The organism is Paraburkholderia sp. CHISQ3 (assembly GCF_030464945.1).
Lineage (GTDB): Bacteria > Pseudomonadota > Gammaproteobacteria > Burkholderiales > Burkholderiaceae > Paraburkholderia > Paraburkholderia megapolitana.
The window spans coordinates 167,127-192,247 of record NZ_JALPRG010000002.1 but is presented as its reverse complement, the minus strand read 5'-3'; the positions used below and the strand labels follow the sequence as shown (position 1 = coordinate 192,247).

Here is a 25,121-nt window from a genome sequence, read left to right as displayed (position 1 = left end):
AGCCCGCCGGGGAGGCGGGCTTCTTCACTGCGTTGGCTACGGACTAATTACAGCCTAGTGCTGCGACTTGCCCGTTTCGACCTGTTGCATCGGCGCGGTATCCAGCGGCGGCAGCGGCTTGCGCTCGCGTACCGCCCGTGCTGGCTTGACCACTTGCGCGGCGGCGTCCTGCGACGCGCGCAGCTTGCCGGCATCGGTATTGACCCACACCAGGCCTGCGCTTTCGAGCATCGGCTGCAGCGTTTCCGCCGTCAGGCCGTTGCGTTGCGGTGCCGGTTGCGCGGCCTGCGGTTGCGGTGCGCCGACCGGCTCGGCGACGGGTTCTGCTACCGGTTGCGGTTCGGCGGGGGCAGAGAAAGCAACGGGTGCCGGTTCCGGCGTCGGCTGAGCGACCTCTACCTGTACAGGCTGGTTTGCAGGAGCTGCAGGCGCTTCAACGACTACAGCCGGCGCAGCTTCGCTGGCGACGAACGACGATGCCGTTTCCGTAACCGCTGGTACGGCTTCGACAACAGGCGCTACGACGATCGGTGCCACCGGAGCCACGGGGGCTTCGACCGGCACCGGAGTCGGCTCGATCGCTGCGGCCACGGCCGGAGCCGGTTCTTCCTGCGCTGCGGCTACGACCGGGGTGGCTTGTGTTTCCACGACCGGGGCGGCGCTTTGCTCGAAGGCTTGCGGCGCATGCGTCACTGCAACCGGCTCAGCGGCTTGCACCGGTGTTTCGGCGGCATGTGCTTCGCTCGCGACAACGGTTTCCGTGGCGACAGCGGCAGCGGCCACTGCGGCCGGTTGGGCAACCGGCGCTTCATGACGACCGACCTGTTCCGGCGCACGTACGGGCGCTTCCGTCACTACGCGAGCCACCTGACCCTCGGTTTCGCCGCCCGCCTCGGCCACATCGGCCGCGTGGTTGACGTTGACGTTTTCGCCGGCGTTTTCATTGACGTTTTCACTACCGTTTTCGTCTTCACGCTCGCGACGACCACCGCGACGGCCGCGACGGCGACGACGACGCTCTTCGCCTTCACGCGTCGTCGCTTCCTGATCGATCGGAGCCTGGCCTTCGCCGGGCGCCGCTTGAGCTGCAGCAAGCGCTGCGGCGTTCAGGGTTTCGTCCTGGGTCTGTGCTTCTACGGCTTCGGGCTGCTGTTTGCGGCGCTCGCCACGCTCGCCGCGTGGTTGCCGGTCACCACGTTCCTGCCGGTCGCCACGTTCAGCGCGCGGGGCGCCTTCGGTAGCTTCGACGCGTTCGGTACGATCCTGACCGCGTTCGGTCCGCTCACCACGGCCTTCGCGGCCCTCACGACCTTCACGTTGATCGCGACCACCACGTGCTTCGCGAGCTTCGCGCGGCTCGCGGCTTTCACGTGCTTCACGCGGCTCACGGCTTTCACGTGCTTCACGGCCTTCGCGCGGTTCGCGCTCTTCACGGCGCTGCGGTTGCTGTCCCGGACGGTTACCGGCAGCGTTTTCGCCGCGCGGACCTGCGCCGCCACGACGATTGCGATTACGGTCGCCACTGCGCTCACCACCGCGTTCGGTGCGCTGTTCGCGGGCCGGACGCGCCGGTTTTTCGGCCGGTGCGGGGGCCGGAGCCGGTGCAGCCGGCTGCACGCCGAACAGATTCTTCAACCAGCCGATGAAACCGCCTGCAGCAGGCGTCACCGCGACCGGAGCCGGCGTCGGCGCAGCCGCTGCCGGCCTGGCCGCAGCGCTAGGCGCCGGCTTTTCCGGCGTGATGCCCTTTACCACGGCTTCCTGCTTCGGCTTCACTTCCTCGGTGCGCTTGCTGTAGCCGGTTTCCGACTCCAGTTCGTGCGCCGCTTCTTCAGCCATCTTCCACGAAGCACGCGGCTCGTCGAGGCGCGTGTCGTCGTGACGCAAGCGCTCGAGCTTGTAGTGCGGCGTATCGAGATGCTTGTTCGGGATCAACACGACGTTGACCTTGAAGCGCGATTCGATCTTGTTGATTTCCGCGCGCTTTTCGTTCAGCAGGAAGGCGGTGACTTCGACCGGCACCTGGCAGTGGATCGCCGCGGTGTTTTCCTTCATCGCTTCTTCCTGAATGATCCGCAGCACTTGCAGCGCGGACGATTCGGTATCGCGGATGTGGCCCGTGCCGTTACAGCGCGGGCATGTGACGTGGCTGCCTTCGGACAGCGCCGGACGCAGCCGCTGGCGCGACAGTTCCATCAGGCCGAAGCGCGAGATCTTGCCCATCTGGACGCGCGCGCGATCGTGCTTGAGCGCGTCTTTCAGGCGCTGCTCGACGTCACGCTGGCTCTTCGCCGATTCCATATCGATGAAGTCGATCACGATCAGGCCGCCCAGGTCGCGCAGGCGCAACTGGCGGGCGACTTCGTCGGCGGCTTCGAGGTTCGTGCGCGCGGCCGTTTCCTCGATGTCGGCGCCCTTGGTGGCGCGTGCCGAGTTCACGTCGATCGCGACGAGCGCTTCGGTGTGGTCGATCACGATCGCGCCACCCGACGGCAGCGGCACCGTGCGGGAATAGGCGGTTTCGATCTGATGTTCGATCTGGAAGCGCGAGAAGAGCGGCACATCGTCGTGATACCGCTTCACCTTGCTGACATTGTCAGGCATCACGATATCCATGAAGGCGCGCGCCTGGTCATGGATTTCGGTCGTGTCGATCAGGATTTCGCCGATATCCGGCTGGAAGTAGTCGCGAATCGCGCGGATCACGAGGCTCGATTCGAGGTAAATCAGCATCGGCTGACCGTTCGAACCGCTTTGCGACGCGGCTTCGATGGCGCGCCACAGTTGCATCAGGTAGTTCAGGTCCCACTGCAGCTCTTCCGCGCTACGACCGATGCCGGCCGTGCGGGCGATGATGCTCATGCCTTCCGGCAGTTCCAGCTGCGCCATGGTTTCGCGCAGTTCCTGGCGGTCGTCGCCTTCGATCCGGCGCGATACGCCGCCGCCGCGCGGGTTGTTCGGCATCAGGACGAGGTAGCGTCCGGCCAGCGAGATGAAGGTGGTAAGGGCTGCGCCCTTGTTGCCGCGCTCTTCCTTTTCGACCTGGACGATGAGTTCCTGGCCTTCGCGCAGTGCGTCCTGGATGCGCGCAGAGCGCATTTCGACGCCGTCGCGGAAGTACTGGCGGGCGACTTCCTTGAACGGCAGGAAGCCGTGCCGGTCTTCGCCGTAGTTGACGAAACAGGCTTCGAGCGACGGCTCGATGCGGGTGATGACGCCCTTGTAGATATTGCCTTTGCGCTGTTCGCGGCCGGCGGTTTCGATGTCGATATCGATGAGTTTTTGCCCATCGACGATGGCGACGCGCAGTTCTTCCTGCTGCGTCGCATTAAACAGCATGCGTTTCATTGAACGGCTCCAGAGCGGCTTGCGCCGGCCCACCGATGCGCTGCGGTTGTCAGTCGCAGCAACGGTGAGGGCGGCGGCGCGCCGCACCTTATTGTGTTGTCACGGGCACGCTGGAGCTGGAACGTTGGCGGGAGAATTGCCTGAGAGGGCCCCGTCCGGCTGAAAATGGACGCGGTGCCGCAGGGCACATGCGAATACGGCTTCAAATAACAGCACAACACGCCGCGGTTGTCGGGCAGCCTGCAGTTCGCGCCTTCTGCGTCTGCCGGCGCGCCAACTGGGCGCAAAACCGGAGCCACGAAGACCGCGGCTATGCCGCGTGCGGGAAGCTTGCACAAAACGCCCGACTTCCCACCTGGGTGTCTCGCCTCATTTTGACGACGCCATGTTTCGCATTCATTCGCGAAACGCTACGGGCGCACGCCGTATTTTCGCCACTGGCCGACTCGTCCCGCGGCAGCTTCCGCTGCCCGCCGACGACGCCCGCCAGTTAAATTCTTTTTTACCAAAGTTCCGTTACCGTCGGAGCCGGTCCTGACCGAACGCGCCTGTGGGCGCCGTCCCTGCCTGGCATTGGGTTCCGTGCGTGCAACTTGTTGCATCTCAATTTCAGGGTGAGCAACCCGCCCCGGCACAAGTAAAATACGCCTTTAACGCTTGCACCTGCGCAGTCTGTCCGGCTACCGGCGATGCGCCGGCCACTGCAGACTGCTGGGCAAATTATATTCAGAATGAAAGAGTTAGGCAAAATTTCCCAGAAATCGGTCGCAGGTGACCAGGTCTCGATGCTCGAAATCGACGAGGATACGGCCGGCCAGCGCATCGACAATTTCCTGTTAAAAGTCTGTAAAGGTGTGCCCAAAAGCCATATTTACAGAATCCTGCGCAGCGGCGAGGTGCGGGTCAATAAGGGCAGAATCGATGCGCAGTACCGGCTCGTTTCCGGCGATATCGTGCGCGTGCCGCCCATCCGGGTGGCGCAGCCGGAAGAACCGGTCGTGTCGTCGAACGTACCCGCCGCCCACTTTCCGATCCTGTTCGAGGACGATCACCTGCTGGTGATCGACAAACCGTCGGGCGTCGCTGTGCATGGCGGCAGCGGGGTGGCGTTCGGCGTGATCGAGCAGTTGCGGCAGGCGCATCCGCAGGCCCGATTCCTTGAACTGGTGCATCGGCTCGATCGGGAAACCTCCGGTGTATTGATGCTCGCCAAGAAGCGCTCGGCGCTGGTGGCGCTGCACGAGCAGATTCGCGAGAACCGCATGGATAAACGGTACTATGCGTGCGTTCAGGGCGAATGGGCGAGCGACTGGGGACGCCGGCGTATCGTCAAGGAGCCGCTGCACAAGTACCTGTTGCCGGATGGCGAGCGACGGGTGCGGGTGCAACCGGACGGCCTGCCGTCGCATACGGTGTTCAATCTGGTCGACCAGTGGCCCGGTTCCGGCTACGTGCTGCTCGAAGCGGAACTGAAGACTGGCCGTACGCATCAGATCCGCGTGCATCTGGCGCATCTCGGGCTGCCGATCCTCGGCGACACAAAATATGGCGATTTCGCGCTGAACAAGGCGCTTGCGCGTGCCGATGCGCGCCCGGGCCTGAAGCGGATGTTTCTCCACGCTTACCGGCTCAAGCTCACGCACCCGGCCACCGGCGCGACGCTACAGTTCGAGGCGCCGTTGCCGGCCGATTGCCGGCGTTTCGTCGATCAGTTGCGCGCATTGCGTGACCAAAGCGATGCAAGCGGCGGCGGTCGATGATCGTGCTGCGTGCCGCCAGCCCGGCGGGGCGTCGATCCGTCGTTCCCATCCCACTTCCTGAAAGCGAGACGAAACCTGCATGGCTCGACAGCAATTTGACCTGATCGTCTTCGACTGGGACGGTACGCTGATGGACTCGACCGCCCACATCACGCGCAGCATCCAGTCCGCGTGCCGCGATCTCGGCCTGCCGGTCCCTGCCGATGAAGCCGCCAGCTTCGTAATCGGCCTGGGCTTGCGCGATGCGCTGCAGATCGCGGCACCGACGCTCGATCCGGCCGACTATCCACGCCTCGCCGAGCGCTACCGCTTTCACTATCTCGTGAAAGATCAGACCACCGAGCTCTTCGACGGCGTGCCCGCGATGCTGCAAGGCCTGCGCGATGAGGGTTACCTGCTTGCCGTGGCGACCGGCAAGAGCCGCGTCGGGTTGAACCGCGCGCTCGACCAGGTGCGTCTGACGAGCCTCTTCGACGGAACGCGCTGTGCCGACGAAACTTTCTCGAAACCGCATCCGGCGATGCTGCACGAACTCACGCGCGAACTCGGTCAAGATCCGGCTCGAACCGTGATGGTCGGCGACACGACGCACGACCTGCAGATGGCGATCAATGCCGGCATGTCCGGCATCGGCGTCACCTACGGCGCGCATCCGGCTGCGACGCTGGCTGCGCTCGAACCGAAATTCCTCGCGTCCGATGTGACGTCGCTGTCCGTCTGGCTGCACGACCACGCATGAATGCCGATGTGACGCGAACGAGCGATCCAACGGCACAGGCCGAGCCGGTGCGTGTGTGCGACGCGGCAGAGCTCGTCGACGGCGGGGCGGGGGTGCGGCGCGCCGCAACCTATGCCGGCGGCGAAGCGGTCGTGTTCTTCGTGCGCTACGACGGCCGTGCGTATGGTTACCTGAATCGCTGCGCTCACGTGCCGATGGAGCTCGACTGGGTCGAGGGCCAGTTCTTCGAATCGTCCGGTTTATACTTGATGTGCGCTACGCACGGAGCGATCTATCAGCCGGACACCGGAAAGTGTGTCGGCGGTCCGTGCCGCGGCGGCCGGCTGCGCGCGGTCCAGGTCGACGAGCGCGACACGCCGGAAGGCCCCGCGGTGTTCTGGCTGCCCGATGGCGATCTGCGCCCGGCAACCTCCTGAAATCCTGACTTCCTCTGCGACGCATGTCCGACAATCTCACTCCTGGTTCCAATCAATCGTCCGACCCGAGCCGTCAACCGGGCGCCACCTCCGAGCCCGGCTGGGAACGTGCGGCGCTCGAGCGCATCGCGCTCGCCGCGATCAGCGAACAACGCGCGGCACGGCGCTGGAAAATCTTCTTTCGCTTCGTCGCGCTCGGCATCGTGCTGTTGCTGGCGTGGGGGATCTTCGATTTTTCGGGCGACAAGGTTACGTCGACCGGCCGTCATACGGCGCTTGTCTCGCTCGACGGCGAGATATCGTCCAGCACGAACGCCAACGCCGACGATATCAATTCCGCGCTCGATAGCGCCTTCGACGACGCGGGTACCGCGGGCGTCGTGCTCGCCATCAACAGCCCGGGCGGTAGCCCGGTGCAGGCGGGCATCATCAATAGCGAGATCCAGCGGTTGCGGCACAAATATCCGTCCATTCCGCTGTACGTGACGGTCGGCGACATGTGCGCATCGGGTGGCTATTACGTTGCGGCCGCCGCCGACAAGATCTATGTCGACAAGGCCAGCATCGTCGGTTCGATTGGTGTGCTGATGGACGGCTTCGGCTTTACCGGGCTGATGGACAAGCTCGGTATCCAGCGTCGCCTGCGGACATCCGGTGAAAACAAGGGCTTTTTCGACCCGTTCTCGCCCGATACGCCGAAGATGGACGCGCATGCGCAGGAAATGCTCGACCAGATTCACCAGCAGTTCATCGATGCGGTTCGTCAAGGTCGCGGCAAGCGGCTGCATGAGACGCCGGACACGTTCTCGGGCCTTTTCTGGACCGGCGAGAAAAGTGTCGAACTGGGACTGGCTGATGGTTTTGGCAGTACCGACTTCGTTGCGCGCGAAATCATCAAGGCGCCGGACATCGTTGACTACACCGTGAAGGATAGTTTCACCGACCGGGTCGCACGCAAGTTCGGCGCGGCGGTCGGTAGTGCCGCGATGCACGCGATGGTGCTCGGCGGCAAGTTGAATCTGCGTTGAATCTGCGCTGACCGGATCCGGTCAGCGCTTCTTTTATACCGCCAGCAGCAGGAAAATCGCCGGCCGCTTGTGTAGATCGAGCGCCGGCGTTTTTTTCCAGTCGCTGACCGCGCGGCTCACAATCGTTTCGCTTGCAAGCGTCAGATCGACGGCGACGCAGACGCGCGTCGACGGCGCGCAACTCGCGAGCAGTGTATCGAGCAGGGCGCGGTTGCGGTAGGGCGTCTCGATGAAAATCTGCGTCTGCTGCGCCTTGCGCGACTGCTGTTCCAGATCGCGCAGGCGTTTTGCGCGCTCGGCGGCGTCCACCGGCAGATAGCCGTGGAACACAAAACTCTGGCCATTCAGGCCCGAGGCCATCAACGCGAGCAGGATCGAACTCGGACCGACAAACGGCACGACCTTGACGCCGCGTTCATGCGCGCGGCGCACCAGCAGCGCACCCGGATCGGCCACGGCCGGGCAGCCCGCCTCGGAAACGAGCCCCGCGTCAGCCCCCGCGAGTATCGGCGCGAGCAAACGGTCGATCTCCCCCGCAGGCGTATTCACGTTGAGTTCGCGGATCTCGATCTCCTGGATCGGGCGCTCGGTGCCGATTTTTTTCAGGAACGCGCGCGTTGTCTTGGCGTTCTCGCCGATGTAATAGCCGAGCGCCGCGGCCCGGCTGCGGACCGGTGCGGGCAGGACGGCCGCAAGCGCGTCAGCGTCGCCTTCGCCGAGCGTATTCGGGATCAGATAAAGCGTGCCGCTCATTGCGGCCCCAGCAGTGGATAGCCGGCCGCGAGCAGCATGCGCGTCAACGCGATCAGCGGCAGGCCGACGAGCGCCGTCGGATCGTCGGATTCGATGGCGTCGAGTAACGCAATGCCGAGCCCCTCGGACTTGGCGCTGCCCGCAACATCGTACGGGGTTTCGGCGTGCAGATAGGCGTCGAGCGCGGCGTCCGGCAGGTTGCGGAACTGCACGCGGGTGATGACATCGAGCGTTTGTGCGCTGTCGGTACGGCTGTCGAACAGGCACAGCGCGGTATGGAACAGCACTTCGCGGCCGCGCATGGTTTGCAACTGGGCAAGCGCATTGGCGTGCGAACCAGGCTTGCCGATCTGCCGGTCGTCGTAGGTCGCGACCTGATCGGAGCCGATGACGAGCGCGGGCTGTCGTTCGTCGAGACCGGCCGCAACCGCACGTGCCTTCGCCTCGGCAAGCCGCAGCGCGGTCGCGGCGGGCGATTCGCCGGCTAAAGGAGTTTCGTCGATGGCGGGCACGACGACGTCGAACGGGACCCGCAGGCGTTCGAGCAGCTCGCGGCGATAGCGCGAGCTCGACGCCAGAATCAGGCGGGGCGGGTGTTCAGGGGAATCTGGCATGGCAAATCGACGGCTGGAAGGGCGGGCCGCACGGCACGGTGTGCGTGCGGGCTTAAGTGTTTGACTCGAAACGACAAAACGGATATAGTTTCGGGCTTTTCGGCGGTACGGCTTTGCTCGTTCGCGGATTTGAAGTACTTTGTATCGTAATTTCAAGTTTCGGACCGGCGGTGAGGCGTACCTCGCCCGGTTTTCGCTGACATCCTAGGCAAGAAGCAGGAGTGCACATGACTCAAAATCCTGGCAAACCTGCGGGTCTCGCCTCGCTGCGCGAACTCGATCTGTTCGAATTCGCGCGCAGTGGGCGGCAGGCGGCGGGTGTGCTGCGCGTCTCGCAACTGCCGCGCATGTTAAACGAAGTCCCGGCGGATGCACCAGATCGCGACACCGCGTTCACGTGGCAGGCCGAAGGGGCGACGCAGCCGGAATTGCAGGATGACGGCACCGAGGGGCCCCAGCCTTATCTGCGGCTCGCGGTTCACGGTGCCGCGTGGTTGGGCTGTCAGCGGTGTCTCGCGCCGTATGAGCAGGCTTTCAACGTCGATGCGACGTACCGGATCGTCAACACGGAAGCTGAAGCTGAAGAGTTTCCGCTCGACGAGGATGATGTCGAGGTGATCGTGGGCTCGCGCCAGTTCGATCTCGTCGACCTGATCGAGGAAGAGTTGCTGCTTTCGATGCCGCTCGTGCCCACGCACGATGTCTGCCCGGAAGTGCATGAAAGTCTGGTGTCGGGCGTCGGTGGGGCAGAAGACGAAGCCGATGAAGGCGGGAAGGATGAAGTCGAGGGCGGCGAGCCCGAGCGGCCGAATCCGTTTGCGGCGCTGGGTGCGCTCAAGCGCAACGATCCCGACGGCGAGAAGCACTGACAGGAACAGGAAGTACCCAGGGTTGCAGGTAGCGCGATGCGGGGCGCTGGCCATTCGGCCAGTGGCGATGGCCGGGTCGGGCTGTGTTAGAATTCGGAAAATTTTCAGGAGTTATCATGGCAGTTCAACAGAACAAGAAGTCGCCGTCGAAGCGCGGCATGCACCGTTCGCACGATTTCCTCAACGCCGCACCGCTGGCCGTTGAACCGAGCACGGGCGAAGTGCATCTGCGTCACCATGTCAGCCCGAATGGCTATTATCGCGGCAGGAAAGTCGTCAAGACGAAGAACGACTAATCGCTTGATTGCGTTGCGCCCTCCGGCGTTTCGCGTGGCGATCGGTTCGCTGACCTCGCTTGACATTTCCCCGGCTCGGCAAAAACGCGGCATTCACTGCCGCTTTTTTGTGTCGGTCGCGGTTAGCGCTTTAGCGGTTACCGCGATCCCATTCAGAGCGTCTGAAATTCGTCGCATTCCATGACCGTAAAGCTCACGATAGATTGCATGGGAGGCGACCACGGTCCATCCGTGACCGTGCCCGCTGCTGTCAAATTCGTCCGTTCGCATCCCGATGCGCAGCTTCTGCTCGTCGGCATCGAAACTGCGATTCGCGCCCAGCTGAAAAAAGCGAAGGCGCTGGACGAGCCTGCGTTGACCGTCGTGCCCGCGTCCGAAGTCGTCGCAATGGACGACCCGGTGGAAGTCGCGCTGCGCAAGAAAAAAGATTCCTCGATGCGGGTTGCGTTGAACCGGATCAAGGAAGGCGAGGCACAGGCCTGCATTTCCGCCGGCAACACCGGCGCACTGATGGCGGTATCCCGCTACGTACTCAAAACGCTGCCAGGCATCGAACGCCCGGCCATCGCGTTCGCACTACCCAATCGCACCGGCTACACGATGATGCTCGACCTCGGCGCCAACGTCGATTGCGAGCCGCAGCATCTGCTGCAGTTCGCCGAGATGGGGCATGCGCTGGTGTCGGCGCTCGAAGGCAAGGACCGTCCCACCATTGGTCTCCTGAACATCGGCGAAGAAGTCATCAAGGGCAACGAGACGATCAAGCGCGCGGGCGAGTTGCTGCGCGCGAGCACGCTGAATTTCCGCGGCAACGTCGAAGGCGACGATATCTATAAAGGCACGACGGATGTGATCGTCTGCGATGGGTTCGTCGGTAACGTTGCACTGAAGACCTCGGAAGGGCTCGCGCAGATGCTCTCCGACATCATCAAGGAAGAATTCGGCCGCTCGCTGCTCACCAGGCTGATGGCGGTGCTCGCACTGCCTGTGTTGCTGCGCTTCAAGAAGCGCGTGGACCATCGCCAGTACAACGGCGCGGCGCTGCTCGGCCTGCGCGGACTCGTCATTAAAAGCCACGGTTCGGCCGATGCCTACGCGTTTGAGTGGGCGATCAAACGCGGGTATGATGCCGTCAAAAATGGCGTGCTCGAACGCCTGGCGCGAGCGATGGAAGAAAACGCAGGTTCTCTCGAACAGGCAGCGCGCGACGCAAGCGACACAAGCGGCGGTGCAGCGGCGGGTCAAGCAAGCCCCGCCAACCCCGCAAGTCCGATTGCCGGCCAGACGGCCGAGCCCTACGCTGCGCTATCCTCGAAGGCATAATGGCTCAATCTGTTACCTATTCCCGCGTGCTCGGCACCGGCAGTTATCTGCCGCCTGGCCGCGTCACCAATCAGGAACTCGCCGAGCGTCTCGCGAAGCAAGGCGTTGAGACGAGCGACGAATGGATCGTGGCCCGCACGGGCATCCACACACGTCATTTCGCCGAACCGGACGTCACGACCAGCGACCTCGCGCTGATCGCTGCCCAACGGGCAATAGAGTCGGCCGACATCGATCCGCAATCCATCGATCTCATCATCGTCGCCACGTCTACGCCGGATTTCGTTTTTCCGAGCACGGCGTGTCTGCTACAAAACAAGCTCGGTATCAGGAACAACGGCGCGGCTTTCGACGTGCAGGCCGTCTGCTCGGGCTTTGCGTATGCGGTCGCGACAGCCGACAGTTTCATCCGCAGCGGCCAGCATCGTACGGCGCTCGTGATCGGTGCGGAAACCTTCTCGCGCATTCTCGATTTCAACGACCGCACGACCTGCGTGCTGTTCGGCGACGGTGCCGGTGCCGTGATCCTGTCGGCATCGGACGAACCCGGTGTGCTGTCGAGCGCACTGCATGCGGACGGCAGCCACGCGAATATCCTGTGCACGCCGGGCAATGTGAACGGCGGCCTGATCGCGGGCAGCGCTTTTCTTCATATGGACGGGCCGGCGGTGTTCAAGCTCGCCGTCAACGTGCTGGAAAAAGTTGCAATCGAAGCGCTGAACAAGGCGAATCTCGCGCCGGAACAGATCGACTGGCTGATTCCGCATCAGGCCAATATCCGTATCATGCAGAGCACCTGCCGCAAGCTCGGCTTGCCGCAGGAACGGATGGTCGTCACCGTGGGCGAACACGGCAACACGTCGGCGGCCTCGATTCCGCTCGCATTCGACGTCGCAGTCCGCGACGGTCGCATCAAGCGCGGCCAGCACGTGCTGATTGAAGGCGTCGGTGGCGGCTTCACCTGGGGTGCATCCGTCATCCGCTTCTGAGATCCGTTTCTGAGCGCCGCATGGCGGTACGCGGCATCGCGCGCACCACGTGCGTCTGCGTCTGGAAGACGCGACGCGGTGCACGCTACCCTCATCTGACTACATCGAATTTGGGGACGATATGAAATTTGCGTTCGTTTTTCCGGGGCAGGGCTCGCAATCGGTTGGCATGCTCAACGCATTTGCCGATCACGCTGTCGTGCGCGAGACGGTCCAGGAAGCGTCCGACGCGCTCGGCCAGGATCTCGGCAAGCTGATCGCCGAAGGTCCCGCCGACGATCTGAATCTCACCACCAACACGCAACCGGTGATGCTGACAGCCGCTTACGCGATGTACCGCGCGTGGCGGGCTGCGGGCGGTCCTGCACCGGCGATCGTCGCGGGTCATAGCCTCGGTGAATACACGGCGCTGGTCGCTGCGGGCGCGCTGGCGTTTCACGACGCGGTGCCGCTCGTGCGTTTTCGCGCGCAGGCGATGCAGACCGCGGTGCCGGTCGGCGAGGGCGGCATGGCGGCGATTCTCGGTCTCGACGACGATGCGGTGCGCGCAGTGTGCAAGGAAGCGTCGGCGGCGGGCATCGTCGAAGCGGTGAATTTCAATGCGCCCGCGCAGGTCGTGATCGCGGGTCAGAAGGCAGCCGTCGAAAAGGCCTGCGAAATCGCCAAGGCGAACGGCGCAAAACGCGCGTTGCCGCTGGCGGTGTCGGCACCGTTTCACTCGTCGTTGCTCAAGCCAGCATCGGACCAGTTGCGCGCCTACCTGGCGAATGTCGAGATCCAGGTGCCGGCCATTCCGCTCGTCAACAACGTCGACGTGGCGATCGTCAACGAACCGGCCGCGATCAAGGATGCGCTGGTGCGCCAGGCTGCCGCTGCGGTGCGCTGGGTCGAAAGCGTGCAGGCCATTGCGCGCGACGGCGTGACACACGTAGTCGAATGTGGGCCTGGCAAGGTGCTGACGGGTCTCACGAAGCGCATCGACGGCAATCTCGTCGGCCTCTCGATCACCGACCCGGCTTCGCTCGACGAAGCCCTCAAGCTCGTGACGGCCTGAACACCGCCTCACTTGCGACTACGACTCAATCGGCCCGCTTACGGGCCCTCCGGACCTCAACGATGGAAAAGACTCTCGACAAGCAGATCGCGATCGTAACGGGCGCCTCGCGCGGTATCGGCCGTGCGATTGCCCATGAACTGGCGCGCCAGGGTGCGACGGTGATCGGCACCGCCACGAGCGAAAGCGGCGCGGATGCGATCAGCGAAGGGTTCAAGGCGGCAGGCGTGACCGGTCGCGGCGCGGTGCTGAACGTGAACGACGCAGCAGCGGCGGAAGCGCTGATCGACAGCACGGTAAAAGAGTTCGGCGCGCTCCACGTGCTCGTCAACAATGCGGGCATCACGCAGGACCAGCTCGCAATGCGCATGAAGGACGACGACTGGGACGCGGTGATCGATACCAACCTGAAGTCGGTGTTCCGTCTGTCGCGCGCGGTGCTGCGCCCGATGATGAAAGCACGCAGCGGCCGCATCATCAACATCACGTCGGTGGTCGGTTCGGCGGGCAACCCGGGGCAGGTGAACTACGCGGCAGCGAAGGCCGGCGTGGCCGGCATGACACGCGCACTGGCGCGCGAGATCGGCAGCCGCGGCATTACCGTGAATTGCGTCGCACCTGGTTTCATCGATACCGATATGACGAAGGGCCTGCCCGAAGCGCAGCAAACGGCGCTGCTCACGCAGATTCCGCTAGGCCGTCTGGGTAGTCCGGACGACATCGCGCATGCGGTCGCGTTTCTCGCTTCGCCGCACGCCGGCTACATCACGGGTACGACGTTGCACGTAAATGGCGGGATGTACATGTCGTAACCGGATTCGGTTACTATCCGCGCCTTGATGCGTTTGTGTGAGCATCGCGCGGATGCCTTGACTGGAACCCGGTGCGCCGCTTTTTTAGAGGGGCAAACCTGATAAAATGCGCGCACCTGTATTTTTGAACTCTTTTTCCCTTGGAGGGGTAATGGACAATATCGAACAGCGCGTCAAGAAGATCGTCGCAGAACAACTGGGCGTGGCAGAAGGTGAGATCAAGAACGAAGCCTCGTTCGTGAACGACCTTGGTGCAGACTCGCTCGATACGGTTGAACTCGTGATGGCTCTCGAAGACGAATTCGGCATGGAAATTCCGGATGAAGAAGCTGAGAAGATCACGACCGTTCAGCAAGCGATCGACTACGCTCGCGCGAACGTCAAGGCCTGAAGCCATTCGCGCCTGCTTGTCCGCGTTCGCGACCGGCCGCCGGCCGGGCCGTGTCATCGTGGTGGGACAGATAGCGTCGGCGGCGCAGTCGGTTATGCGCCGCATGGCCCGTCGGTCCGCGCAGGTGTCGAGCCGCCTGTCGGCGCAAACTGGCGTGCGGGTTGAGGTACAACGCGCACGAGATCTGCGTTTGCGGGCTCAGCCGCCGATGCGCTCGTTAGTGCATCTCAGGTTAAACAGCCACAGGGCGCACAGGGGCAGTTTCCTGTGGCCGCTGTGGCTTTTTTGCTTTCGTCATTCTATGGAAAAGAGGTTACCGTGAGCCGTCGTCGCGTAGTTGTTACAGGCCTTGGGCTGGTGTCGCCTGTTGGCAATACTGTTGCCGACGGCTGGGCCAATCTGGTCGCCGGTAAATCCGGCATCGCCAACATCACGAAGTTCGATGCGTCGAACTACTCGACCCGCTTCGCCGGCGAGGTGAAAGGCTTCAACATCGAGGAATACATCCCCGCCAAGGAAGCGCGCCATATGGATACGTTCATCCATTACGGCATCGCGGCCGGTATCCAGGCGATGAAGGACAGCGGCCTCGAAGTGACCGAAGAGAATGCGGAACGCATCGGCGTCGTGGTGGGCTCGGGCATTGGCGGTCTGCCGATGATCGAAATCACACAGACCGAACTGCTGAACCGCGGTCCGCGGCGAATTTCGCCGTTCTTCGTGCCGGCCTCGATCATCAACATGATCTCCGGCCATCTGTCGATCAAGTTCGGCATCAAAGGCCCGAACCTCGCCATCGTCACCGCCTGCACGACCGGTCTGCACTGCATCGGCGAAGCGTCGCGGCTGATCGAATACGGCGACGCTGACGTGATGGTTGCGGGCGGCGCCGAAGCGACGGTATCGCCGCTCGGCATCGGCGGCTTTGCAGCGGCGCGCGCGCTGTCGCAGCGTAACGACGACCCGGCAACTGCCAGCCGTCCGTGGGACAAGGATCGCGACGGCTTCGTGCTGGGCGAGGGCGCCGGCGTGATGGTGCTCGAAGAGTACGAACACGCGAAGGCACGCGGCGCGAAGATCTATGCCGAAGTGGGCGGTTATGGCATGAGCGGCGACGCGTATCACATGACTGCTCCGCTCGAAAACGGCGACGGCGCACGCCGCTGCATGCTGGCCGCGCTGAAGAACGCGGGCGTGAGCACGGATCAGGTGCAGTACCTGAACGCGCACGGCACCTCGACGCAGCTCGGCGATCTGGCGGAAACGACCGGGATCAAGCGTGCCTTTGGCGATCACGCAAAGAACATCGTCGTGAATTCGACCAAGTCGATGACCGGGCACCTGCTCGGCGGCGCGGGTGGGCTCGAATCGGTGTTCACCGTGCTGGCCGTGCATCATCAGGTCTCGCCGCCCACCATCAATATCTTCAATCAGGACCCGGCATGCGATCTCGACTATTGCGCGAACACGGCGCGGGAGATGAAGATCGACGTCGCGCTGAAGAACTCGTTTGGGTTCGGCGGGACGAACGGTACGCTGGTCTTCAAGCGCGCGTGATCGGCGCATGACTGTTTGACGCCCCAGCCCGCACCGGCTTATCCAGCACCTGCTCACGGGTTGCCCGGAACGAAATCCGTCGACGGACGGTCTCAGCCAGTCGCGCTGAGGCCGTCCGCAGCGTTGCGCGTGGCCGTCAGCGGTTTCATCGTGATTGCCGCGGTCGCGGTTTTTACGACCTTCGAGCCGCGTGTCGGCGGTTGGCACGCTATCCTGTTCGCGCTCGTGGTACTGGCTGCGCTGGCAATTGCCGGTGTCCGGCAGGATCGCGGTGCGCCCGGCATGCTGAAAATCGGGCCGGATAGCCTCATCGTCTGGAATCGCCGGGGAACACTGCTCTGTCAGGGCCGTGTCGCGGGTTGTTCACAATGGACCGGCCGGCTTCTGATGCTTGTGCTCGTCGGCGACGACGGGCGCTCCCATCCGTTGCTGCTTGCGGCCGACGCCTTGCCGGGCGGCGTGTTTCGCGAACTGGCCGTACTCGGCCGGCGCGGCGCGGGCGCCCGACTGTAACGGACATAACCGCTGTTACCCCGGCTGCATGACGTATTGATGGGGACGCTACAATGGTGCCCCGCCATGCAGCCCATACCGTTAAACGGATTTATCAGGTGAGCGAAAAAGAAATTGATCAGGTGCTGGTCGAGCGCGTCCAGAAGGGCGACAAGGCCGCATTCGAGCTTCTGGTCACCAAATACCACCGCAAGATCATCCGGCTGATTTCGCGCCTCGTGCGGGATCCCGCCGAGGTCGAGGACGTGGCTCAGGACGCCTTCATCAAGGCGTACCGGGCGTTGCCGCAGTTTCGCGGCGAATCGGCGTTCTATACGTGGTTGTACCGGATTGCGGTCAACACGGCAAAGAACTACCTTGCCACCCAGGGCCGGCGGGCTCCGACATCGACCGAAGCGGATGCTGAAGAAGCTGAAACTTTCTCGGATGCCGACCAACTAAGGGATATCAACACGCCTGAGTCGATGTTGATGAGCAAGCAGATCGCTGAGACGGTCAACGCTGCGATGGCGGTTTTGCCGGAAGAGTTGCGCACCGCCATTACTCTTCGTGAAATTGAGGGTTTGAGCTACGAAGAAATCGCCGACATGATGGGTTGCCCGATCGGGACCGTCAGATCGCGAATTTTTCGCGCTCGCGAAGCCATTGCGGCAAAATTGCGTCCGTTGCTGGACACACCCGAAGGCAAACGCTGGTAAATGAACCGGCAACGTTACGGGGCAGGGCGCAATATCTGGGTTAGGTGGTGTCACTACGGGGTGTCAGCAAGATGGGGAGCGTCATGGGGTCGGTCTCGATGCAATCGCAAGCAAGCTCGCGCGGCGAGCGTCTATCCGCAGTTGTCGACGGCGAGTTGTTCGGCGACGAGCATCTGAACAGGTTTTTTTCTGAATTGAATCATGAGGATCGCGCTGCGTGGTCGCGCTATCACCTGATCGGCGACGCCATGCGTTCCGACGATCTGGCGATCAGCCCGGCGGCGAGCAGTGCGTTTCTCAGCGGTTTTGCCGCGCGTCTCGAGAGCGAGCCGCACGTGCTCGCGCCCGCTGCGATGCCGGTCGCGCGCCGTCTGCTGGCGCTGCGTCGGCGTGTCGTGCCGGCGTTTGCGGTCGCTGCCGCGGCTGCCACGCTGACGTGGATCGTCGTGCCGCAGTTGCAGGGCGTGTCCGGCGGTCCGGGGGCAACTCAGGTCGCTGCGCTGTCGTCGCGTGGCGATTCGTCGGTGCAACGTGTCGCGATGGCCTCGATGCCCGCCGCTACCGTGCAGCCGGTCGCACAGGACGCGAACATCATTCGCGACGCCCGTCTCGATCAATATCTGGAAGCTCACCAGCAATTCGCGCAACAACCGGTCATGTCCGACACCATGCCGCTGATTCGCGCTGCCGTGACCACGCAAGGCCAATAGTCTGATGCAGACGCTGCGGTTGAATAAAACGACTATCTGGGGGCGGCTGCCGGTACTTCTGTTCTGTGCAGCCGTGTTGTTATCCGCAACGCCGCGCGTCTATGCGCAATCCGACGATCCGCTCGTCGTGCGTCGCACGGCGGCGGAACTGCTCAACCGGATCCACGAGGCTGCCCAGCAACAGAACTACGAAGGCGCGTTCGTCTATCAGCGCGGCGCGTACGTGCAGTCGTCGCGGATTGCCCATTACGCGACGCGTGGCGACGGCGAATTCGAACAGCTCGAAAGTCTCGACGGCAAGCCGCGCAAGATGCTGCGGCATAACGACGATCTGTATACGTTCATCCCCGAGCGCCATCTTTGCGTCGTCGAAAAGCGGCAGAACAAGGATTCCTTCCCGGCGCTGCTGTCTGCGAGCAGCGATCAGGTCCTGACCGTGTACGAACCGAAGCTGCTCGGCAGCGATCGCGTGGCCGGGATCGACAGTCAGGTGATCGAACTGGACCCGAAGGACGCGCTGCGCTTCGCCTACAAGCTGTGGGCCGATACGAAGACGGGCCTGCTGCTACGGGCGCAAACGCTCGATGCGAGCGGCCAGGTGCTCGAACAGCTGTCGTTCACACAGATCCGCATCGGTGTGCCGGTCGACAAGGCCGGTATCGTCAACGGCATTCGCAATACAGCGGGGTGGACGGTGGTACGGCCGCCGCTCGAGCCGGTCGACATGGAAGCGCAAGGCTGGAAGTTCGAGCCGACGGTGCCCGGTTTCCGCAAGATTCGCGAGTTGCGCCGCCCGATGGCCGCGCGCGATGCAGGCGATCCCCCCATTCCGGTGGATCAGGCTGTATTCTCCGATGGCCTCGCGGCGATTTCGATTTTTATCGAACCAGTCGAGAAGAACACGCGTAAAGAAGGCGCAGGCAGCAACGGTGCGACCCATGTGCTAGTGAAGCGTCATGGCGATTTCTGGGTCACCGTGCTTGGGGAAGTGCCTCAGGCCACGTTGCAGCAATTTGCGTCTGCCATAGAATACAAAGCTCCCAAGTAAATCCTTCGGCTCGCTACGATATGACGACTTTCCCGGTGCGCAAATTCCTCGCGGCCGCAGCGGTAGCTGTTTGCCTGCCGTTCGTGCCGCATACGGCGTCTGCAGCAGCGCCCGCGGCCAGTCTTCCCGACTTTACCGATCTCGTCGACAAGGTCGGTCCCGCCGTTGTCAACATCCGCACGACGACCAAAGTCTCAAGCTCGAGCACGATGCGCGGCCTGCCGCCGGGGCTCGACGATGGTGATATGTCCGAGTTCTTCCGCCGTTTCTTCGGCATTCCCCTGCCGCAGGGACCGCAAGGTACGCCGCGCGGCGGCGGTAATAACGGCGGCAATGGTGGTAACGGCGGCGGCAGCGGCGGAGGTAGTAACGGCGGCGATAGCGGCGGCAGTGGCGGCAGCCAGGACGCGCCCGACAGCGGCAGCGACAGCGAACAAAGCAGCGGCGTCGGTTCGGGCTTCATCCTGTCGCAGGATGGCTACGTGATGACGAACGCCCACGTGGTCGACGATGCCGACACGATTTACGTGACGCTCACCGACAAGCGCGAGTTCAAGGCAAAGCTGATCGGTGTCGACGATCGCACCGATGTCGCCGTCGTCAAGATCAGCGCCGCGAATCTCCCGACGGTGACGATCGGCGATTCGAACAAGGTGCGCGTCGGCGAGTGGGTGGTTGCGATCGGTTCGCCGTTCGGGCTCGAGAACACGGTGACGGCCGGCATCGTCAGTGCGAAAGGGCGCGACACCGGCGACTACCTGCCGTTCATCCAGACCGACGTGGCGGTCAATCCAGGTAACTCGGGCGGTCCGCTGATCAACATGCAGGGCGAAGTCATCGGCATCAACTCGCAGATTTACAGCCGGACCGGCGGCTTCATGGGGATTTCGTTTGCGATTCCGATCGACGAAGCCATGCGGGTCGCCGACCAGCTGAAGACGACAGGGAAGGTCACGCGTGGCCGCATCGCGGTTGCGATCGGCGAGGTGACCAAAGATGTCGCCGATTCGCTCGGTCTGCCGAAAGCTCAAGGCGCACTGGTCAGCAGCGTCGAGCCGGGCGGACCGGCCGACAAGGCCGGCGTGCAGCCGGGCGACATCATCCTGAAGTTCAACGGCCATTCGGTCGATACCGCCACCGATCTGCCGCGCATGGTCGGCGATACGAAGCCGGGCTCGAAGGCGACGATCACCGTGTGGCGTAAGGGCCAGACGCGCGATCTGCCGATCACGATCGCCGAAATGCAGACCGACAAGGTCGCCAAGACCGATCAGAAGAAGCCGACGCCGGCGAAGCCCCGTGCATCGAATGCGCTCGGCATCGCGGTGAGCGATCTGTCTGCCGATCAACTGAAAACGCTGAAGCTCAACAACGGTGTGCAGGTCGACGCCGTCGATGGTCCCGCGGTGCGAGTCGGACTGCAACGCGGCGATATCATCCTGCGGGTCGGCGATACGGATATCACCGGTGCGAAGCAGTTCGACGACGTAACGTCGCATCTCGATCCGCAGAAGATGGTTGCGTTGCTGGTCCGGCGAGGCGACAACACGCAGTTCGTGCCGATCCGCCCGCGCGCGGCTGGACAGAAATGACGACGGCGGCACCGCTCACGCTCTATGGGCGCGCGTGGTGCCACCTCTGCGATGACATGCTGGCCGCACTCGAACCCCTGCTCGCTGAGTTCGGCGCGCAGGTCGAGGTGATCGATATCGACGCCGATCCGGCGCTCGAAACGCGTTTTAACGAATGGGTGCCGGTGCTGGTTTGCGATGGCGTCGAGCTATGTCATTACCATCTCGACGAAGCGCGCGTGCGTGCGGCGCTGGCTGCGAGAGGCGCCAGCCCGGTCCGGCCAGCCTAAATCCTGCCGGGCGACCCCCTTTTCGGCTAAAATAGATAAGTTTTTCACCTACTTACAAGGCGTGCTCCGCAACCGTCCGGGCGCGCCTTTTTTGCTTGATCGGTACTGAATGGATCATATTCGTAATTTCTCGATCATTGCGCACATCGACCATGGCAAGTCGACGCTCGCCGATCGCATCATCCAGCTGTGCGGCGGTCTGTCCGACCGCGAAATGGAATCCCAGGTGCTCGATTCGATGGATCTCGAACGCGAACGGGGCATCACCATCAAGGCGCAGACCGCTGCGTTGTCGTATCGCGCACGCAATGGCGAGACCTACAACCTCAATCTGATCGACACGCCTGGGCACGTCGACTTCTCGTACGAAGTGAGCCGTTCGCTGTCCGCCTGCGAAGGCGCGCTGCTGGTCGTCGATGCGAGCCAGGGCGTCGAAGCGCAAACCGTGGCGAACTGCTACACGGCGATCGAACTCGGTGTCGAAGTCGTGCCGGTCCTGAACAAGATCGATTTGCCGGCGGCAGATCCCGAAAACGCGATTTCCGAAATTGAAGACGTGATCGGCATCGACGCTACAGATGCCACGCATTGCAGCGCGAAAACCGGATTAGGCGTCGAGGATGTGCTCGAGGCGCTGATCATCAAGGTACCTCCTCCGAAGGGTGATCCGAACGCGCCGCTGCAGGCGTTGATCATCGACTCCTGGTTCGACAACTACGTCGGCGTCGTGATGCTGGTGCGCATCGTCAACGGTACGGTGCGTCCGAAGGACCGTATCAAGATGATGGCGGCCGGCGCGCAGTATCCGGTCGAGCACACCGGCGTGTTCACGCCGAAGTCGAAGAACCTCGATTCGCTGTCCGCGGGTCAGGTGGGTTTCATCATTGCGGGCATCAAGGAACTGGCGGTTACGAAGGTCGGCGACACCATCACGCATGTCGCAAAACCCGCGGCAGAACCGTTGCCCGGCTTCAAGGAAGTCAAGCCACAGGTGTTTGCCGGGCTGTATCCGGTCGAGGCGAATCAGTACGACGCACTGCGTGAATCGCTGGAAAAGCTGAAGCTCAACGACGCCTCGCTGCAATACGAGCCTGAAGTTTCGCAGGCACTCGGTTTCGGTTTCCGCTGCGGCTTCCTTGGCTTGTTGCACATGGAGATCGTGCAGGAACGGCTCGAGCGCGAGTTCGACATGGACCTGATCACGACCGCGCCGACGGTCGTCTACGAGGTCTTGCTGCAGGACGGTTCGACGATCAGCGTCGAGAACCCCGCGAAAATGCCCGATCCGTCGAGAATCGAAGAGATTCGCGAGCCGATCGTCACCGTGAACCTGTATATGCCGCAGGAATATGTCGGCTCGGTGATCACGCTGTGCACGCAAAAGCGCGGCAGCCAGATCAACATGCAGTATCACGGCCGTCAGGTCCAGCTCACGTACGAGATCCCGATGGCGGAAATCGTGCTCGACTTCTTCGACCGGTTGAAGTCGGTGTCGCGCGGTTATGCGTCGATGGATTACGAGTTCAAGGAAAATCGCGCGTCGGATGTCGTGAAGGTCGACATGCTGATTAACGGCGATAAGGTCGATGCGCTTTCAGTGATCGTGCACCGCTCGCAGTCGCAGTATCGCGGCCGCGAAGTGGCTGCGAAGATGCGCGAAATCATCCCGCGTCAAATGTACGACGTCGCGATCCAGGCAGCGATCGGCGCGCACATCATTTCGCGCGAGAACATCAAGGCGCTGCGCAAGAACGTGCTGGCGAAGTGCTACGGTGGCGACATCTCGCGTAAGAAGAAGCTGCTCGAAAAGCAGAAAGAAGGCAAGAAGCGGATGAAGCAGGTCGGCTCCGTTGAAATCCCGCAGGAAGCTTTCCTTGCTATCCTGCGCGTCGAAGACAAGTAACCGCCCGACAAAAACAAATCCGATAACTGGAACCCCGTATGAATTTTGCGCTGATTCTTTTTGTGCTCGTCGTCTTGACGGGAATTGCATGGGTCGCAGACAAACTGATTTTCGTGCCGCAACGGCGGCGCGCGGCGGACGCGGCAGTCGCCGAGTTCGACCGCCAGCAGACACGCGTAGGCGAGCGCTTCGCCGACGAGAACGCGCCGCAAACGCGCGCCCGCCTGCGTGACGAGAAGCTTCGGCAGCCGTGGTGGCTCGAGTATTCGGCGAGCTTTTTCCCGGTCATTCTGGTGGTGTTCGTCGTACGCTCGTTTGTAGTCGAACCTTTCAAGATCCCGTCGGGATCGATGGTGCCGACCTTGCTGGTAGGCGATTTCATCCTCGTCAACAAATTCGATTACGGCATCCGCCTGCCGATCGTCAACACGAAGATCACGCAGGGCAACCCGTTGCAACGCGGCGACGTGGTCGTGTTCCGCTATCCGAAAGACGAATCGGTCGACTACATCAAACGCGTGATCGGCCTGCCCGGCGACGTCGTCGCGTACCAGGACAAGCAACTGACGATCAACGGCAAGCCCGTGCCCGAAACGGCGCTGCCCGATTACTTCGACGAAGAGCGCATCGGTTATGCGAAGCAGTTCGAAGAAGACATCGACGGCCGCAAGAACGCGATTCTGAACAATCCTGCAGTACCGCCGTTCATCGTGGGCGCAGAAGATTATCCGTATCGCGACAACTGCCAGTACAACTCGCGCGGCGTGATCTGCAAGGTGCCGCCCGGTAACTACTTCATGATGGGCGACAACCGCGATAACAGTGCGGACAGTCGCTACTGGGGCTTCGCACCCGATCAGAACATCGTGGGTCGCGCGTTCTTCATCTGGATGAATTTCAGCAACCTGAAACGCATCGGCTTCTTCCACTGATCGCGCGACAACTGCGCGCGCATTCTGCCTCGCTCGAGCTTACGTAAACACGTCGCATGACCTGCGGCGTGTTCTCACGCTACTTTAAGAACGTGCGGTAACGTCGCTACGCGACGGTTTTTCGTCGGTCGTCCCGCGTTCCCGCCGGGCGAGGCGCCCGCGTTATACTCTGCACATGCCCTCATCTCAGTTGGAAAGCCGTTTGCGCTACGAATTTCGCAATGCGGAATTGTTGCGCCAGGCTTTGACACACCGCAGTCACAGTGCCACGCATAACGAACGGCTCGAATTTCTCGGCGATTCCGTTCTGAATTGCGCGGTAGCCGCACTTTTGTTCCAGCGTTTCAGCAAACTGGACGAAGGCGATCTGTCACGTGTCCGCGCCAACCTGGTCAAACAGCAGTCGCTGTACGAAATAGCTCAGGCCCTCAATATTTCCGACGAATTGCGGCTCGGCGAGGGCGAACTGCGTAGCGGCGGCTTCCGCCGTCCGTCTATCCTCGCAGACACGCTCGAGGCGATTCTCGGCGCCATCTTTCTCGACGGCGGCTTTGAGGCCGCGCAGACGGTGATCAAGCGCCTGTATGTGCCGATTCTCGATCACATCGATCCCCGCACGCTGGGCAAGGATTCCAAGACGCTGTTGCAGGAATATCTGCAGGGTCACAAGCTGCCGTTGCCCACGTACACTGTCGTCGCGACGCATGGTGCGGCGCACAATCAGCAGTTCGAGGTCGAGTGTACGGTGCCCAAGCTGGATGTGAAGGTGTCCGGATCGGGCGCGAGCCGCCGGGCTGCCGAGCAGGCTGCGGCCAAAAAAGCGCTCGACGAGGTGATGGCTGCCGCGCCGGCCGTGGTGGCGAAGCCGCGGCGCTCGAAGGGGGCGCGAACGGCGAAACATGCCGAGCCGGAGATCGTTCCAGGCGTGACCGGCGTGCAGACGGCACTCGATTTGCGCGCACCCGACCGCAAGAGCGAGCGGGCGGCGCGCAGCGAGCCGAAGCCGGTGGCGGTCGAAACTACCGCTGAGCGGCCCGTTCCCGCACAGGCAGCGCCGGCCCCGGCTCCAGCACCGCTGGCCGTGATCCGCGCTGCGCACGTCGAATATAGCCAGGCGGCGGCATCGTCGGCGGATAAGGACAAAACCGAGCGCCCGGACCGCGAAAAGGCCGAACGTGCGGACAAGACAGACAACGCCGCCAAAACAGACAACGCGGTCGCCGTCCGGGCGCTCGAAAAGTCGCTGGAAAAAGTCACCGAAAAAGCCACTGATAAAACTACCGAGAAGGCCGACGCAGCACTCCGCGGCGTCGACAAGCCGGTAACGCATCGCAATGGCCGCGACCCGGCCCAGGACGTGCCGGCGGAGTCCGCCGCCGCTGAAACCGCAGCCGCACTCGAACCCGGTCCCGCCGACGTGCCGCTGCCGCGCGTCGCCGATGCCGGCCATTGATCGACCGATGCCCGATGACGCGGCGTGCGTCGCACGCCGCCTCCCACTGAACTT

At 62.8% G+C, this 25,121-nt stretch carries 24 protein-coding genes; 21 read left to right on the top strand and 3 right to left on the bottom strand.

The annotated features are described in order from the left end of the window. Positions 1-54 precede the first annotated feature (54 nt). Positions 55-3,348, bottom strand: coding sequence for an Rne/Rng family ribonuclease (locus M0D65_RS04540; protein WP_266251464.1), 3,294 nt, complete (start codon positions 3,346-3,348; stop codon positions 55-57). 731 nt (positions 3,349-4,079) lie between these two features. Between M0D65_RS04540 and M0D65_RS04535 the strand changes: the two genes are divergently transcribed. The 4 genes from M0D65_RS04535 (at position 4,080) to M0D65_RS04520 (ending at position 7,291) form a co-directional block, all read left to right on the top strand. Further along, entirely contained in the window at positions 4,080-5,108 is a 1,029-nt protein-coding gene (locus tag M0D65_RS04535) for an RluA family pseudouridine synthase (protein WP_266251461.1), read from the top strand. Between the two features lie 79 nt (positions 5,109-5,187). Further along, positions 5,188-5,847: an HAD-IIIA family hydrolase gene (locus M0D65_RS04530; RefSeq protein WP_266251459.1), complete on the top strand. Its 660-nt coding sequence runs from the start codon at positions 5,188-5,190 to the stop codon at positions 5,845-5,847. After that, positions 5,844-6,263, top strand: a complete 420-nt coding sequence (locus M0D65_RS04525; protein ID WP_266251457.1) for a Rieske 2Fe-2S domain-containing protein — start codon at positions 5,844-5,846, stop codon at positions 6,261-6,263. Before M0D65_RS04530 ends, M0D65_RS04525 begins: the two co-directional genes overlap by 4 nt. A gap of 23 nt (positions 6,264-6,286) precedes the next feature. After that, positions 6,287-7,291: a S49 family peptidase gene (locus M0D65_RS04520; RefSeq protein WP_091011569.1), complete on the top strand. Its 1,005-nt coding sequence runs from the start codon at positions 6,287-6,289 to the stop codon at positions 7,289-7,291. A 33-nt stretch (positions 7,292-7,324) separates the two neighbouring features. On the opposite strand, the gene M0D65_RS04515 is transcribed toward M0D65_RS04520, so the two are convergent. Both M0D65_RS04515 and M0D65_RS04510 read right to left on the bottom strand, forming a co-directional pair. Next, on the bottom strand, positions 7,325-8,044 hold the full coding sequence (locus M0D65_RS04515) for an SAM-dependent methyltransferase (RefSeq protein WP_266251454.1): 720 nt from the start codon (positions 8,042-8,044) through the stop codon (positions 7,325-7,327). Beyond that, the gene (locus M0D65_RS04510) at positions 8,041-8,658 is read right to left on the bottom strand and encodes a Maf-like protein (RefSeq protein WP_266251453.1); all 618 of its coding nucleotides are present in this window, start codon (positions 8,656-8,658) and stop codon (positions 8,041-8,043) included. Before M0D65_RS04510 ends, M0D65_RS04515 begins: the two co-directional genes overlap by 4 nt. A gap of 227 nt (positions 8,659-8,885) precedes the next feature. Between M0D65_RS04510 and M0D65_RS04505 the strand changes: the two genes are divergently transcribed. The 17 genes from M0D65_RS04505 to rnc all read left to right on the top strand — a co-directional run bounded on the left by M0D65_RS04505 (position 8,886) and on the right by rnc (position 25,067). After that, a complete protein-coding gene (locus M0D65_RS04505; protein ID WP_091011572.1) occupies positions 8,886-9,527 on the top strand; it encodes a DUF177 domain-containing protein in 642 nt (213 codons plus the stop codon). Positions 9,528-9,643: 116 nt separating this feature from the next. Further along, a complete protein-coding gene (gene rpmF / locus M0D65_RS04500) occupies positions 9,644-9,823 on the top strand; it encodes a 50S ribosomal protein L32 (protein ID WP_091011573.1) in 180 nt (59 codons plus the stop codon). Between the two features lie 180 nt (positions 9,824-10,003). Next, positions 10,004-11,146 carry a phosphate acyltransferase PlsX gene (gene plsX, locus M0D65_RS04495; protein WP_266251449.1) on the top strand — a complete coding sequence of 381 codons (1,143 nt, stop codon included), beginning with the start codon at positions 10,004-10,006 and terminating at the stop codon, positions 11,144-11,146. Continuing rightward, positions 11,146-12,135, top strand: a complete 990-nt coding sequence (locus M0D65_RS04490) for a beta-ketoacyl-ACP synthase III (RefSeq protein WP_266251447.1) — start codon at positions 11,146-11,148, stop codon at positions 12,133-12,135. The genes plsX and M0D65_RS04490 overlap by 1 nt, the downstream gene beginning before the upstream one ends. 121 nt (positions 12,136-12,256) lie before the next feature. After that, positions 12,257-13,189, top strand: a complete 933-nt coding sequence (gene fabD / locus M0D65_RS04485) for an ACP S-malonyltransferase (RefSeq protein ID WP_091011576.1) — start codon at positions 12,257-12,259, stop codon at positions 13,187-13,189. A gap of 62 nt (positions 13,190-13,251) precedes the next feature. After that, a complete protein-coding gene (fabG, locus tag M0D65_RS04480) occupies positions 13,252-14,001 on the top strand; it encodes a 3-oxoacyl-ACP reductase FabG (RefSeq protein ID WP_266251444.1) in 750 nt (249 codons plus the stop codon). Between the two features lie 151 nt (positions 14,002-14,152). Then, positions 14,153-14,392 (top strand): acyl carrier protein, encoded by a 240-nt coding sequence (acpP, locus tag M0D65_RS04475; protein ID WP_012735022.1) that lies wholly within the window; start codon positions 14,153-14,155, stop codon positions 14,390-14,392. 318 nt (positions 14,393-14,710) lie between these two features. Continuing rightward, entirely contained in the window at positions 14,711-15,949 is a 1,239-nt protein-coding gene (gene fabF, locus M0D65_RS04470) for a beta-ketoacyl-ACP synthase II (RefSeq protein ID WP_091011578.1), read from the top strand. A gap of 129 nt (positions 15,950-16,078) precedes the next feature. Beyond that, on the top strand, positions 16,079-16,462 hold the full coding sequence (locus M0D65_RS04465) for a protein YgfX (RefSeq protein WP_266251427.1): 384 nt from the start codon (positions 16,079-16,081) through the stop codon (positions 16,460-16,462). A 98-nt stretch (positions 16,463-16,560) separates the two neighbouring features. Continuing rightward, on the top strand, positions 16,561-17,160 hold the full coding sequence (rpoE, locus tag M0D65_RS04460; RefSeq protein WP_091011580.1) for an RNA polymerase sigma factor RpoE: 600 nt from the start codon (positions 16,561-16,563) through the stop codon (positions 17,158-17,160). An 83-nt stretch (positions 17,161-17,243) separates the two neighbouring features. After that, entirely contained in the window at positions 17,244-17,870 is a 627-nt protein-coding gene (locus M0D65_RS04455) for a sigma-E factor negative regulatory protein (RefSeq protein WP_266251426.1), read from the top strand. A 4-nt stretch (positions 17,871-17,874) separates the two neighbouring features. Beyond that, entirely contained in the window at positions 17,875-18,918 is a 1,044-nt protein-coding gene (locus tag M0D65_RS04450; protein WP_266251425.1) for a MucB/RseB C-terminal domain-containing protein, read from the top strand. Positions 18,919-18,938: 20 nt separating this feature from the next. Continuing rightward, positions 18,939-20,510 carry a DegQ family serine endoprotease gene (locus M0D65_RS04445; RefSeq protein WP_266251423.1) on the top strand — a complete coding sequence of 524 codons (1,572 nt, stop codon included), beginning with the start codon at positions 18,939-18,941 and terminating at the stop codon, positions 20,508-20,510. Continuing rightward, positions 20,507-20,779 (top strand): glutaredoxin family protein, encoded by a 273-nt coding sequence (locus M0D65_RS04440; protein WP_266251421.1) that lies wholly within the window; start codon positions 20,507-20,509, stop codon positions 20,777-20,779. The genes M0D65_RS04445 and M0D65_RS04440 overlap by 4 nt, the downstream gene beginning before the upstream one ends. A gap of 109 nt (positions 20,780-20,888) precedes the next feature. Beyond that, a complete protein-coding gene (gene lepA / locus M0D65_RS04435) occupies positions 20,889-22,682 on the top strand; it encodes a translation elongation factor 4 (RefSeq protein ID WP_266251420.1) in 1,794 nt (597 codons plus the stop codon). A 38-nt stretch (positions 22,683-22,720) separates the two neighbouring features. Beyond that, positions 22,721-23,614, top strand: a complete 894-nt coding sequence (gene lepB, locus M0D65_RS04430) for a signal peptidase I (RefSeq protein ID WP_091011586.1) — start codon at positions 22,721-22,723, stop codon at positions 23,612-23,614. A gap of 175 nt (positions 23,615-23,789) precedes the next feature. Next, positions 23,790-25,067 carry a ribonuclease III gene (gene rnc, locus M0D65_RS04425; protein ID WP_266251416.1) on the top strand — a complete coding sequence of 426 codons (1,278 nt, stop codon included), beginning with the start codon at positions 23,790-23,792 and terminating at the stop codon, positions 25,065-25,067. Positions 25,068-25,121: the final 54 nt, after the last annotated feature.

What these genes read in the sequence shown, in the direction of transcription:
- M0D65_RS04540 (WP_266251464.1), bottom strand. Translation starts at nt 3,348, where the DNA reads ATGAAACGCATGCTGTTTAATGCGACGCAGCAGGAAGAACTGCGCGTC.
- M0D65_RS04535 (WP_266251461.1), top strand. Translation starts at nt 4,080, where the DNA reads ATGAAAGAGTTAGGCAAAATTTCCCAGAAATCGGTCGCAGGTGACCAG.
- M0D65_RS04530 (WP_266251459.1), top strand. Translation starts at nt 5,188, where the DNA reads ATGGCTCGACAGCAATTTGACCTGATCGTCTTCGACTGGGACGGTACG.
- M0D65_RS04525 (WP_266251457.1), top strand. Translation starts at nt 5,844, where the DNA reads ATGAATGCCGATGTGACGCGAACGAGCGATCCAACGGCACAGGCCGAG.
- M0D65_RS04520 (WP_091011569.1), top strand. Translation starts at nt 6,287, where the DNA reads ATGTCCGACAATCTCACTCCTGGTTCCAATCAATCGTCCGACCCGAGC.
- M0D65_RS04515 (WP_266251454.1), bottom strand. Translation starts at nt 8,044, where the DNA reads ATGAGCGGCACGCTTTATCTGATCCCGAATACGCTCGGCGAAGGCGAC.
- M0D65_RS04510 (WP_266251453.1), bottom strand. Translation starts at nt 8,658, where the DNA reads ATGCCAGATTCCCCTGAACACCCGCCCCGCCTGATTCTGGCGTCGAGC.
- M0D65_RS04505 (WP_091011572.1), top strand. Translation starts at nt 8,886, where the DNA reads ATGACTCAAAATCCTGGCAAACCTGCGGGTCTCGCCTCGCTGCGCGAA.
- rpmF (WP_091011573.1), top strand. Translation starts at nt 9,644, where the DNA reads ATGGCAGTTCAACAGAACAAGAAGTCGCCGTCGAAGCGCGGCATGCAC.
- plsX (WP_266251449.1), top strand. Translation starts at nt 10,004, where the DNA reads ATGACCGTAAAGCTCACGATAGATTGCATGGGAGGCGACCACGGTCCA.
- M0D65_RS04490 (WP_266251447.1), top strand. Translation starts at nt 11,146, where the DNA reads ATGGCTCAATCTGTTACCTATTCCCGCGTGCTCGGCACCGGCAGTTAT.
- fabD (WP_091011576.1), top strand. Translation starts at nt 12,257, where the DNA reads ATGAAATTTGCGTTCGTTTTTCCGGGGCAGGGCTCGCAATCGGTTGGC.
- fabG (WP_266251444.1), top strand. Translation starts at nt 13,252, where the DNA reads ATGGAAAAGACTCTCGACAAGCAGATCGCGATCGTAACGGGCGCCTCG.
- acpP (WP_012735022.1), top strand. Translation starts at nt 14,153, where the DNA reads ATGGACAATATCGAACAGCGCGTCAAGAAGATCGTCGCAGAACAACTG.
- M0D65_RS04455 (WP_266251426.1), top strand. Translation starts at nt 17,244, where the DNA reads ATGGGGTCGGTCTCGATGCAATCGCAAGCAAGCTCGCGCGGCGAGCGT.
- M0D65_RS04450 (WP_266251425.1), top strand. Translation starts at nt 17,875, where the DNA reads ATGCAGACGCTGCGGTTGAATAAAACGACTATCTGGGGGCGGCTGCCG.
- M0D65_RS04445 (WP_266251423.1), top strand. Translation starts at nt 18,939, where the DNA reads ATGACGACTTTCCCGGTGCGCAAATTCCTCGCGGCCGCAGCGGTAGCT.
- M0D65_RS04440 (WP_266251421.1), top strand. Translation starts at nt 20,507, where the DNA reads ATGACGACGGCGGCACCGCTCACGCTCTATGGGCGCGCGTGGTGCCAC.
- lepA (WP_266251420.1), top strand. Translation starts at nt 20,889, where the DNA reads ATGGATCATATTCGTAATTTCTCGATCATTGCGCACATCGACCATGGC.
- lepB (WP_091011586.1), top strand. Translation starts at nt 22,721, where the DNA reads ATGAATTTTGCGCTGATTCTTTTTGTGCTCGTCGTCTTGACGGGAATT.
- rnc (WP_266251416.1), top strand. Translation starts at nt 23,790, where the DNA reads ATGCCCTCATCTCAGTTGGAAAGCCGTTTGCGCTACGAATTTCGCAAT.